The following is a 12,650-nucleotide window of genomic DNA, read 5'->3' as shown; positions in this document are numbered from 1 at the left end:
GAATCCTCCATTAATTAAATAAATAATTTTCTAGTATTTTTGACATTTTCTTTCAAGCTATTTTCACTATTAAATACAGCACTTGTTCCCAATACATACATGTCTGCTCCACTTTCATGACATTTCGGAATAGTATTCGGGCCAATATTACCGTCTACTTGAATTTCAATTGGACGTCCAAGTTCCTCAATTTTGCTATGTAGTTTTGCAATTTTGTCATACATCGTCGTAATGAATTTCTGACCTGCAAAACCTGGGTTAACTGTCATCACTACCACATAATCAATCACATCATACACGTAATCAATAAACTCTAAAGAAGTTGCAGGGTTAATAGCGACACCTGCTTTAAGTCCTTTACTTTTAATTTCTGTGAGTGCACGTTGGAGATTTTCTGTTGATTCCTGATGAATAGAAATCATATCGGCACCAGCATCCGCAAATAAATCAATGTATAGCTCAGGTTGTTGAATCATTAAATGTACATCAATCGGAGTTTTGGTTAAACTTCTTACTTTCTTTACAAAGTCTGGACCTAGTGTAAAATTTGGTACAAACCTTCCGTCCATGATATCTATATGGTAGAAATCCACTCCCGCATCATCTAATGCTTTTATATCTCTTTCTATATTTCCTAAATCTGCACACATCAGTGACGGTCCTAATTTACTCATATTTTCTACTCCTCTTCCGTTCCATACTAGTTTTTTTTAACTCGTATAGATACACTAGTAAATCTCGAGCGTAATCGGTTACGTTACAGTCCGATTAAGCTCATATAATCTTTTTAGTCGATGTACTCTTACAAATAAGAGAATGTAATGTATTGGTCAAATCATAATACGGACTACTTAAGTACATATGAGCGTAACCGATTACGGAATACCCATAAAAAGCCATTATCTAATGGCCATTAGAGTTTTCTTATCGTGATGACTCACGGATAATTAGTTTCGGCTTTAACTCATAGTGATTAGGTTTTTCACTTCTATTATTAAATAGATTTATTAATTCCTTAATTGCCAATGCGCCTATCTCTTCTTTACATTGATCAACAGTTGATAATCTTGGGTGCAAATAAGACGTCATATTTATATTGTCATATCCCACGATTTTTACTTGCTCCGGGATTTGAATTCCAAATTCATAGCACGCTCGTATTGCACCAATTGCCATCGCATCATTTGAGCTAAAAATCCCATCAAACTTCTCGCCGTCCATTAATAACTTTTGAATGAGTTGGTAACCACTCTCTGTTTCAAAATCTCCATATACAACTTTTGTCTGAATAGGAAACTCTACCTGTTCAAGAGCCATTTTGTAACCCAACAAACGATCAATCGCACTCTTCTCGTCTCTAGGGCCTGAGATAAAAACAATATCTCTACAATGATTATCTTGAATCAGATGGTTTACCGCACTCTGAGCACCTGCTTTATGATTTACAGTGATAGCAGAATAAGAGTGGTCAAAATTTGCGCGGTCAATCGTAATGGTTCTAATTCCTCTTTCTTCTAGTATAGATAAATCATTTTCGTCTACATGTAAGGAATTTATAATTGCACCACTGACATAGTGATTTACCATAGAGTCCAAATAATATTCTACTTTTTCTCTTTGATCATCACTGTTGCAAAGATAGATTTGATATCCATTTTTATTTGCTTCTTTTTCAATCTCTCGTACCAATTCAGGAAAAAATGGATTATTTAATGTTGGAACAAGCAATGCGATAAGGTTCGATTTACGCTCAGATAACCTCTTAGCAAGCAAATTTGGTTTGTAATTTAGCTGTTCAATGACTTTCTTTACTTTTGCAATTGTTTCTGGGCTTGCTTCGCCTTTACCATTCATAATTCTTGATACGGTAGCAACGGAAACACCAGCCTTTTTTGCAACATCTCTCATTGTATAAGACATCTACATCCCTCTCTACGTAACCGGTTACCAAGAAGTATAATCATTAATTTTACTTTTGTCAATTCAAAAAAAATCTATTGCTTTTTAAAAGTTTATCTGATAAATTTAAATTAACCTTCCCTTACGTAACCGGTTACTTACGTATTTGGGAGGTAATGAAAATGATAGATGCAATAAATTCAGGTTTTAACTTTTTTATAGGTTTAGGTGGATCAGCAATTATGTTTGTTGTGATCACTATTCTTTCTTTAATTGTTGGGGTTTCCATTTCGAAATCCATTGAAGGCGGTCTCAGAATGGCTGTCGCACTTACAGGTATGAGTGCTGTTATTTCCTTACTAACAAGTGCTTTTGGGCCAGCTTTAGAGAGTTTTGTTGAATCAACTGGCGTCTCTTTATCTGTAACAGACTTAGGATGGGCTCCCCTTGCCGTTATTACATGGGGATCTGTGTATACACTTTATTTTGCTTTTATTTCATTAGTTGTAAATTTTATTATGCTAGTAACAAAACAAACAACAACATTAAATGTGGATCTATTTAATATTTGGAATTACTCTGTATTAGGTTTACTGTTAATGTATTATTCAAATAATAATCTTTTAATTACATCACTATTTATCGCAATGCTTTATGCACTAATGTTAAAAAATGCAGATGTGATTAAGCCAACAATCAATGAGTTACTTGGTTACGATGAAAGTAACATTACAACAACTGCGCACCCATCTTTACTAATAGCGCCTGTAGTGATGGTTGTGAATAAATTTATTGATTTAGTATTACCTTTTATTGATAAATTCGACTTTGATGCAGAAGCGCTTAACAATAAAATCGGATTCTGGGGAAGTAAATTTGCTATTGGTGCTTATTTAGGTATCTTTATCGGATTCCTCGGACAACAATCTACAGCTGAAATCTTAACACTAGCATTTACTGGTGGTGTGGCATTAGAGTTATTCGGTCTAGTTGGAGGCTGGTTCGGTCCTGCAATTGAACCATTATCAAATGGGATTACGAAGCATATGAGTAAGCGTTTCAGAGGAAGAAAGCTATTGATTGCCATTGATTGGCCAATCCTTGCAACAAAAGCAGAATTATGGGCTGTTGCAAATATTCTTGCTCCAATCCTTTTAGTAATCGCTATTTTCCTTCCGGGTAATACTGTACTACCATTAGGTGGTATTATTTTAACTGTATTAGCACCAGCATTGCTAATTGTTACAAAAGGGAAAGTTGTTAGAATGACACTTATAGGAACGATTCTCATTCCTATATTCCTATGGGGAGCAACTTTGATCGCTGATTTTGTAACTCAAACATCTATAGCAATGAATAATTTCCCAGCGGGATTACCAACAGATGCTTTAATTTCCGCAGTGGATTCTGATCCAATTGAAAAAATGATGGCTATTTTAATAGGTAAATCTGTCACTACATTGGATTGGACATACATTTCCTTCTCAATCCTATCGATTGTAGCGTATGTTGGTCTATTCTTCTGGTATTTCAAACAGATGAAAAAAGCGCATTAAATAATTGTTAAATTAGAATATGACATTACATACAGTCTAAATTTAATGAGTTAAGCGAAAAGGACTTGTATGATTCCTTTCTCCATTTAGATAAAAGTAGATAATTGGTTGACGTGAGTATGAGACTCATGTCAACCAATTTTATTTGTTACTTTTTTTAAATACTTCTTTTCCTATATACACGAATAATTGCAAATCTTCTACTGTCTAAATCAGTGGTGCATCCAATGATTACTACATTCCTATTTTACCTATTTCATCAATTTAATTGACACACGATGGAAATCAGCATGTTCATTCCTAATGATTGGATAAATCTTTTGCGTCATACACTATCTGCCCCTCAATATAGGTAGCTTGTATCTTAATATCTTTAATTCTATCTGGCTCCACAGAGATAGGATCCTCTTCCAACACAACAAAATCTGCACATTTTCCAATTTCAATACTACCAACATTTTCTTCATCCATTATTAATTTTGCGCCATAGATAGTCATAGACTTCAAGGCAGTAATCACATCAATACGTTGTTCCGGTCCTAAGATTTTACCACTACTTGTCTTACGATTTACAGCAGCGCACACTGAGAATAATGGTGAAATCGGAGTAACAGGGCAATCCGAATGTAAAGTGAACAATACATCATTATCCACTGCATCTTTCAGAGGACTAATTCGTCTCGCTCTTTCAGGTCCAAGAAAAATTTGTTCGTGACGATCTCCCCAATAGTAAACATGATTGATAAAGAAAGAACCTGCAATTCCCAATTGAGCCATTTTAGCAATATCTTCACTTGTAGCTGATTGTAAATGCTCAATTCGATGTTTATGATTGTTGCGTGGATTTTTTTTAAGTGCATTTTCATAGGCATCAATAATTGAACCTATTGCTCTATCTCCATTTCCATGGGTTGTAACACGAAATCCCCGTTGATGTAAATCTAATACTTCTTGCTCTAAATCTTCTTGAGTGAACATCAACTCACCATATACATCAGGGTTGTTATAGTAAGGCTTACGTAATGCACCTGTTAATCCTTGAATAGAGCCATCCTGAAACATTTTTGCACTATCTAACCGAGCTAAACCATTTGATTTCTTTTTAATTTCCTCATCCAGCATTTCATTTGTAAACTCACCAAATGCTTCCCCTTTACGCAATAGATGATGCATTAACATCAGGTGTGTCCTCATTGGATTAATACCGCTCGCTGCAGCTTTGGTATGAACCTCTAATTCAGCTAATGTACTCACAGCAGCATCCGAATTTGTTGTTATTCCTTGTGCAAGATATTGCTTAGCAGCAAACTCCAAATCTTCTAGCATTTCTTTTTCTGTTTTTACTGGCATCTTCATCCTTACTGGCATCTGAGCTGCTGATTCATATAAAACGCCATTTAATTTCCCATTACTGTCACGTCCATAATGTCCACCTTTTTGAGGATCTTTCGTATCATCAGATAAGCCTGCCAACTCTAATGCTACCGTATTAGCAACAGCTAAATGCCCGGAAGTATGAATTAACATCACTGGATGATTAGGTGACACTAGATCAATATCCTTAAGTGTAGGATGACGTTTTTCAGCTAATAACGTATCATCATACCCAAATCCGACAATCCATTCACCAGTAGGCGTGATACGTGCTTGTTCTGCAATTAACGTTTTAATATCTTCTATTGTTTCATTTGGAGGCGTACTACAATTAAGCATATTTCGCATTGTTCCATACATTAATATGTGGTTATGAGTATCGATAAATCCAGGGAGCAATGTCGCTCCTTTTAAATCTACTACGTTTGTTTTCTCGGTTATACTTATTTCTCCTTCTGGCGGCTCATTCTTTTCCCATATGCCTATGATTCTTCCTTCAGCTACCGCTACGGAACCCGCTATTCTATTTTCATTGTCTAAAGTAATTACATTTGCATTAATGAATAACAAAGATATTTCTTTATTTGGCCCCTTTCTTTCAGTTATTTGCAATGACATCATGATGTATTTACAAGTATTATTACAAGTTTTGCTTTACTAATCAAAGAATTTGTCAAGGCTTTTAACACACTATTTTTTTGAATATGGATTACCTAAACCAATTGGCAATGTTAAAAATGAAGTGTACTTAATTCTTTCCATTCTTCCATAACCTGAGTACTATTGTTGTTATCTCTCGATTGCTCAATGAAAAATTGATAACCTAAATATACTGCTCTCATTTGTTCAATTGGTCTTCCACCCTCACCAAAGACAATACCGTTCCACAACAGGAGTGGATCACCTTCTTTTATATTTAATAAATCTGCTTCTTCTGGTAATGCACCTACTGCTTGGAATCGTTGAGTTGATTTCATCGGTATAATATTATTTCTCCCTAAGATATCGTAGACCAAGTCATTCTCTAGATCTTCTTCCAATAAATTAGGGTATATGGAATAGGGAATATAAGAAGTTCGAATAACCACTGGCTCACCATCTGCTAAACGAAGCCGAACAAACTTAAAAATATCGCTCTCTTGCGGAATTTGTAAGTCAAGGGACATTTTCTTCGTTGCTGTCACTATTCTTTTTTCAATCAGCTTAGCACTATGCTTGTGCCCAGTTTGATTCATTTCTTCGGCAAATGTGGTAAAAATTTGTGCGTTGTTCTTTACAATCGGTTCCGCTACGAATGTCCCAAGACCTCTTTTCTTTACTAAATATCCCTCTTGTACTAACTCGCCCAATGCCTGCCTTACTGTCGGTCTACTAATCCCATGTTCATGAGCAAGTTCTGATTCAGAAGGTAATTTTTGACCCTTTTTATAATATCGATTTGACATTTGTTCATACAACAAATCTTTCAACTGTAAATAATAAGGTACTTTACTATTCAAATTAACGATAGTATCTCCTCCTATCTAACTACTTCTCCAGTTGTAACGACAAGCAGTTGTATTAACAAGTACTTTACTAGATAGAAAGGAATTTGTATTATACCTTGTAAATTAATCTACCACGCTTTTTCTTCATTAGTTGGGATCCTAACCTATTTAATTAATAGATGTAGGTATGACAAATCCCACTGTTTTCTTGAATCTAATTCTCCTTGTTCATAGTTTTTCCACGTGGAGTGTACTATTTTTAAGTGATGGTCGAAATAATTCTTCAATTGCCTTCTGTTTCATCCAAAAAAGTCTGGGTATATATAGATATATAAAGTAGATCGGCATTCATTTGTCCAAACACGCCGAAAAGTGATGTGAAGGAGGATATTTCATGGCAAATAAAGAAAATAAAATGTTAATTTATGCTCCTATGAGTGGAGATGTCGTACCATTAGACAAGGTACCAGATCCTACTTTTGCTCAAAAAATGATGGGAGATGGCATTGCAATTGACTCAAAAGACGGGAAAGTAGTCGCTCCAGTGGATGGAGAAGTCGTTCAACTTTTTCCGACGAAACACGCCATTGGTCTTGTAAGTGATTCTGGAATTGAATTATTAATCCATATTGGAATCGATACGGTGAAACTAGATGGAGAAGGGTTTGAAGCACATGTAAAGCAAGGGGACAAGGTCAAAGTCGGCGATCCATTAATCACATTTGATGTAGAGCTGATTAAGGAAAAAGCAGATAGTCACCTCACTCCAATCATTGTAACGAATGGAGATCAATTTGAGACACTAGAGAAAACAAAGGAAAAAGAAGTAATCGCCCTCGACTCGGTACTGTTCACTACAAAGGCGAAAGCAGAAACAACCGGAACCGAACCAGTTGAGGAAAAAAATAAACCATCCATGAAATCGCCTTCAAGTGGCATGCAGTATAGTGAGGAAGCATTAGACATTGTTGCGGCAATTGGCGGCGTCGAGAATATCCAGGCAGCTACGCATTGTGTGACACGTTTACGCTTTGCATTAAAAGATGAGGACAAAGTAAACGGAGAAGCATTAGAAGAAATGCAAATTGTCAAAGGATCCTTTTCTGTAAATGGCCAATATCAAATTGTAATTGGTCAAGGTACTGTTGATAAAGTATATAAAGCAATGGTTGCTGAAACAGGAATTGAAGAAGCATCCAAAGATGACGTGAAAGCTGCTGGTGGGCAAAAGCAAAATGCTCTGCAGAGAGCGATTAAAACATTAGCAGATATTTTTATTCCGATCTTACCTGCCATTGTAACTGCCGGTCTACTAATGGGTATTAATAATATTTTAGCGAATCCAGGAATTTTCGGTAGAGAAGCACCTGCACTTATAGAAACATACCCACAATGGGCTGGCATTGCAGATATGATTAATATTATCGCAAATACCGCCTTTACATTCTTGCCTGGATTAATCGGTTGGTCTGCTGTCAAGCGGTTTGGCGGTAGTGAATTATTAGGTATTGTGTTAGGTTTAATCCTTGTGCATCCAGCATTAATGAATGCATGGGACTACAGTAGTGCTGTCAACGAAGGGGATATCCCTGTCTGGAACATTTTTGGTTTAGAAGTACAAAAAATAGGTTACCAAGGTCAAGTACTACCCGTTTTAGTTGCTTCATGGGTATTAGCAAAAATAGATATTTTCTTACGTAAACGAGTACACGATTCCCTTCAGCTATTAGTCGTTGCTCCAGTGGCATTACTTGTAACAGGATTTCTTTCTTTTATTGTAATTGGACCAATTACCTTCACCATTGCCAACTGGATTACAGAAGGATTAGTGACAACATTTGAGGCGATACCAGTAATCGGTGGACTACTTTATGGCGCGATCTATGCTCCACTTGTTATTACAGGGATGCACCATACATTCCTAGCAGTAGATTTACAACTGATTGGAAGTACAGGATCGACATTTTTATGGCCAATTCTGGCACTATCCAATATTGCACAAGGTGCCGCAGTATTTGCGATGATGCTCGCTACAAGAGATGAAAAACTAAAAGGATTAGCAGGAACATCAGGTATTTCTGCATGGCTTGGAATTACAGAGCCAGCGATGTTTGGGGTCAATTTACGCTATAAATACCCATTCATTGCCGCAGTAATTGGTACGTCAATAGCTGGTGCGTTTATTACATTACAAGGCGTAAAGGCAAATTCGATTGGTGTTGGTGGTATTCCAGCTCCATTATCGATTGTGCCAGCTGGATGGATCTCTTTCTTAATCGGCATGGTAATTGTTATTGTCATCCCATTTTTAATTACGTATTTTATTGCAAAACGTAAGTTATAGAAAGAATGCAACGAGTACCAGATAGCAATACTAATATCTGGTACTTGTTCCTATACACAATTCAAACAATGTAGGAGTGAACAGAATGAATGAAGCATGGTGGAGAAAATCAACCATTTATCAAATATATCCTAAGAGCTTTAACGATACTACAGGAAACGGGACAGGAGATATCCAAGGAATCATTGAGAAGCTTGATTATTTGAAGGAGCTAGGTGTGGACGTCTTATGGTTGACACCTGTTTACAAATCGCCACAAAAAGATAATGGCTATGATATTAGTGATTATTATGCAATTGATCCAGCTTACGGAACGATGGATGATTTTCAGCAATTATTAGATGAAACGCATGAGCGTGGAATGAAGCTCATCATGGACTTAGTGATCAACCATACGTCAACAGAACACGAATGGTTTAAACAAGCAGCTACATCGAAGGACAATCCGTATCGTGATTATTATATATGGAAAGACCCTATCGACGGCGAGCAACCGAACAATTGGGAATCAAAGTTTGGTGGCCCTGCTTGGCAATATGATGAAGCATCCGGCCAGTATTACTTACATTTATTTGATGTCACGCAAGCAGATCTCAATTGGGAAAATCCCGAGCTTAGAGAAAAGTTAGTAGAAGTGACTCGTTTTTGGGCGGAAAAAGGAATCGATGGGTTTAGGCTCGATGTCATTAACCTTGTTTCGAAAGATCAGCGATTCCCAAATGACTCCACTGGTGATGGAAGAAAATTTTATACAGACGGTCCACGTGTGCATGAATACTTACATGAATTCAATCAAAAAGCATTTAAGCCCTATCAGATGATGACAGTTGGAGAAATGTCCTCGACGACATTAGAAAATTGTATTCTATATACAAAGCCAGAACGACAAGAATTAGATATGACATTCCAATTTCATCATTTAAAGGTAGATTATCCAGAAGGCAAGAAATGGACAAATGCTCCGTTTGATTTCGTGGAACTAAAACAAATCCTATCCCATTGGCAAGTCGGTATGCATGAAGGTGGCGGATGGAATGCACTATTCTGGTGTAACCATGACCAACCGCGTGTCGTTTCCCGATTTGGTGATGATAAAAAGTACCATAAGGAATCCGCCAAAATGCTGGCAACGACCATCCATATGATGCAAGGAACGCCCTATATTTATCAAGGCGAAGAGTTTGGTATGACAAATCCTGGTTTCACATCGATTGAGCAATATCGTGATGTCGAATCATTAAATGCTTATGAAAATCTGAAGCAACAAGGAAAGTCCGAGCAGGAAATCATAGCAATTTTACAACAAAAGTCCAGAGACAATGCAAGAACACCGATGCAATGGTCAAATGAAGAAAATGCAGGCTTTACAAGTGGAACGCCTTGGATAGAACTAGCATCTAATTACAATCAAATTAATGCAGAAACATCCCTTCAAGAACCTAACTCGATCTTCCGTCATTATCAAAAACTCGCTAAGTTGAGAAAACAATATGACATCATTACGTATGGCGATTATGAGCTACTATTAGCAGATCACCCGCAAATCTTTGCCTATACACGAAAATGGAAGAATGAAAAATTAGTAGTTGTGAGTAACTTTTATGCAGAAGAAGTCACCATTGACCTTCCCATAGGTGATGCTGACATATGGATATCTAATTATGAGGATTCGATTACAGGTCAGGATGTTGTAACGTTAAGGCCATATGAGTCTGTTGTGTATTATGAGGGATAGCTTTTCATAGATAGGGTACGTTTCATTGCACAATGTAATGAAACGTACCCTATCCAACTTTTATCACCTAAGAGTATCTTCAAGTATACTATGCCACTTCAAAGTGCGTACTACCTAAAAAAGTTCTTTTCATGTATAATATTATTTCGCAAAAAATTAATTAGACATACAGGGAGAGTACTTTAAATATGAATATTTTAGTAGTAAAAGCAAACAACCGCCCATCAACAGAGGCGATTTCTAGCAAAATGTATGAAACATTTATGGCTGAATTAGAAGGTAAAGAGGTAAATGTAACAACTTACGATGTGTATGAAGAAGATACACCATACTTCGGTCAAGATGCCTTCAACGCTTTTGGTAAGGTACAAAATGGGGAAGAATTAACAGATGTGGAAGCTCGTCTTTTAGCTGCCAAACAAAAAGCCATGGATGCAGTCACTGCTGCAGATGTAGTCGTATTCGCATTCCCATTGTGGAATTTAACCATTCCAGCTAAATTACAAACATTTATTGATTATGTCTATGCTGCAGGATTTGCATTTAAATATGATTCTAAAGGTAACATGATTCAATTAATGACAGATAAAAAAGCTATTTTCCTAAACGCTCGTGGTGGGATTTACTCCACACCAGAAGCAGCTCCAATGGAAATGTCTGTGAACTATATGCGTAACGTATTTGGTGGCATTTTCGGTATGGAAATTATCGACGAAGTAATTATTGAAGGTCACCAGGCAATGCCTGATAAAACACAGGAAATTATTCATAATGGCCTGGAAGAAGTAAAAGCTTCTGCAAATCGCCTGTTAAAAATGGCAGTTACAGTTTAATTTGAAAAAAATAGTACAACCACACGCACGGAGTTAATGCGTGTGGTTGTTTTATTTTCCCTCATCCGTTCTCTCCAATCCAAACTAGAGCCATCTTTCCTCAAATTAAACCTTCCTCTTCAAATATTGGCCTACTCGTTATTGGTTTTTAACATGGAACATTTGGATTATAATAAAAATACACCTTTACTGCATATCATGAAATGAGGAAAAGCTATATGTTCAAAATCATCGGTCACCGCACACTAAAAACTGCTGTAGGTGCGGCACTTGCTATATTCATAGCAGAACAGTTGAAGCTTGATTTTTATGTGTCAGCTGGAATTACCGCAATCCTTTGTGTGTTGGCGACAAGAAAAGATTCTCTAAAGGCTTCATGGCAGAGGATTGTTGCCTGTGTCATTGGATTGGCTTTAGCGACAGTCATATTTGAATTAATCGGGTACAATGTGATCGCCCTCTGTGCTTTACTGCTCGTGTTCATCCCGATAGTCGTGTACTTTAATGCAAGACAAGGCATTGTGACAAGTACTGTGTTCATGCTGCACCTTTACACACTCAAACAAGTTTCACTCGGTATTCTGTTCAATGAAATCTTGCTATTATTGATTGGGGTCGGAGCGGCACTCTTAATGAATACATATATGCCAAGCAACGAAAAGCAAATGCGCAACCTCCAACGAGAAATCGAACAGTCTTTTAAGAAAGTCTGGTATGAATATGCGCGCTATTTACAGAGGAATAATACGGATTGGAGCGGAGAGGAACTCATCACCATATCTAAGAAAATTGATGATGGGCTTGCATATTCATTAAAAGCAATGGATAATAATTTATTTCGACAGGATGATTACTTTTATCATTATTTTAAAATGAGAGAAAAACAATTTGAGATTATCGAACGTATGCTATCACTAATCTCAACGCTTGACCAAACAGTCCTACAAAGTCAAAAAATAGCTGCCTTTATGGAAGAATTGAGTAAAAGTGTGCACCCAGGAAATACTGCACTCCTCTATTTATATCAGCTGCATAAATTGACAGAAGAATTCCGGGAGATGGAGCTTCCGATTTCCAGAAAAGAATTCGAAGTACGATCTACATTATTTCATTTACTGTATGAAATAGAAAATTATTTAAAGATTCAGAAGAAATTTGAGCCGTTATCATCTAAGAGGTAGATACACGGTGAATACAAACAGAGTTATTTGGTAAGAAATAACTCTGTTTTTCTATATCTGAGAAGGATAACAATACTTATCATTACCTCAGATAACAAATATAACTCCTACATAACTATGATTCTTAACGAGGCATTGCCAGATAAACAGCTAAAAGAATGAGAATGACTCCAAGCACCACGAAAAACTTGTATAAAAAATTCCGTTTCCAACGAGAAACCCCAACAATAGCGAAAAATAC

At 36.7% G+C, this 12,650-nt stretch carries 9 protein-coding genes; 5 read left to right on the top strand and 4 right to left on the bottom strand.

Annotated features, from left to right (window positions below; translation table 11 throughout):
* Positions 1–14: 14 nt before the first annotated feature.
* Together rpe and ACFOZ1_RS08595 are read right to left on the bottom strand one after the other, a co-directional pair.
* Positions 15–674: a ribulose-phosphate 3-epimerase gene (gene rpe, locus ACFOZ1_RS08600; RefSeq protein WP_277679930.1), complete on the bottom strand. Its 660-nt coding sequence runs from the start codon at positions 672–674 to the stop codon at positions 15–17.
* A 250-nt stretch (positions 675–924) separates the two neighbouring features.
* The gene (locus ACFOZ1_RS08595; RefSeq protein ID WP_277679929.1) at positions 925–1,920 is read right to left on the bottom strand and encodes a LacI family DNA-binding transcriptional regulator; all 996 of its coding nucleotides are present in this window, start codon (positions 1,918–1,920) and stop codon (positions 925–927) included.
* A gap of 161 nt (positions 1,921–2,081) precedes the next feature.
* On the opposite strand from ACFOZ1_RS08595, the gene ACFOZ1_RS08590 reads away from it, so the two are divergent.
* Positions 2,082–3,455, top strand: coding sequence for a PTS transporter subunit IIC (locus tag ACFOZ1_RS08590; RefSeq protein ID WP_390198487.1), 1,374 nt, complete (start codon positions 2,082–2,084; stop codon positions 3,453–3,455).
* Between the two features lie 300 nt (positions 3,456–3,755).
* Here ACFOZ1_RS08590 and ACFOZ1_RS08585 read toward each other — a convergent pair whose 3' ends face one another.
* The gene (locus ACFOZ1_RS08585) at positions 3,756–5,399 is read right to left on the bottom strand and encodes an amidohydrolase (RefSeq protein ID WP_390198484.1); all 1,644 of its coding nucleotides are present in this window, start codon (positions 5,397–5,399) and stop codon (positions 3,756–3,758) included.
* Positions 5,400–5,560: 161 nt separating this feature from the next.
* Positions 5,561–6,328, bottom strand: a complete 768-nt coding sequence (locus ACFOZ1_RS08580; protein WP_390198481.1) for a GntR family transcriptional regulator — start codon at positions 6,326–6,328, stop codon at positions 5,561–5,563.
* A gap of 382 nt (positions 6,329–6,710) precedes the next feature.
* Here ACFOZ1_RS08580 and treP point away from each other — a divergent pair, with 382 nt between their 5' ends.
* The 4 genes from treP to ACFOZ1_RS08560 all read left to right on the top strand — a co-directional run bounded on the left by treP (position 6,711) and on the right by ACFOZ1_RS08560 (position 12,409).
* Complete coding sequence (gene treP, locus ACFOZ1_RS08575) at positions 6,711–8,660, top strand: PTS system trehalose-specific EIIBC component (RefSeq protein ID WP_390198478.1); 1,950 nt, start codon at positions 6,711–6,713, stop codon at positions 8,658–8,660.
* 85 nt (positions 8,661–8,745) lie between these two features.
* Complete coding sequence (treC, locus tag ACFOZ1_RS08570; protein WP_390198475.1) at positions 8,746–10,395, top strand: alpha,alpha-phosphotrehalase; 1,650 nt, start codon at positions 8,746–8,748, stop codon at positions 10,393–10,395.
* 188 nt (positions 10,396–10,583) lie between these two features.
* On the top strand, positions 10,584–11,228 hold the full coding sequence (locus ACFOZ1_RS08565) for an FMN-dependent NADH-azoreductase (protein ID WP_390198473.1): 645 nt from the start codon (positions 10,584–10,586) through the stop codon (positions 11,226–11,228).
* A gap of 218 nt (positions 11,229–11,446) precedes the next feature.
* Positions 11,447–12,409: an aromatic acid exporter family protein gene (locus tag ACFOZ1_RS08560; protein ID WP_390198470.1), complete on the top strand. Its 963-nt coding sequence runs from the start codon at positions 11,447–11,449 to the stop codon at positions 12,407–12,409.
* The last annotated feature ends 241 nt before the right edge of the window (positions 12,410–12,650 follow it).

Origin of the sequence: Gracilibacillus marinus, from assembly GCF_042651725.1 — a bacterium.
GTDB classification, from domain to species: domain Bacteria; phylum Bacillota; class Bacilli; order Bacillales; family Amphibacillaceae; genus Gracilibacillus; species Gracilibacillus marinus.
The sequence above is the reverse complement of the archived record's forward strand: the minus strand, read 5'-3'. Positions and strand labels throughout refer to the sequence as shown.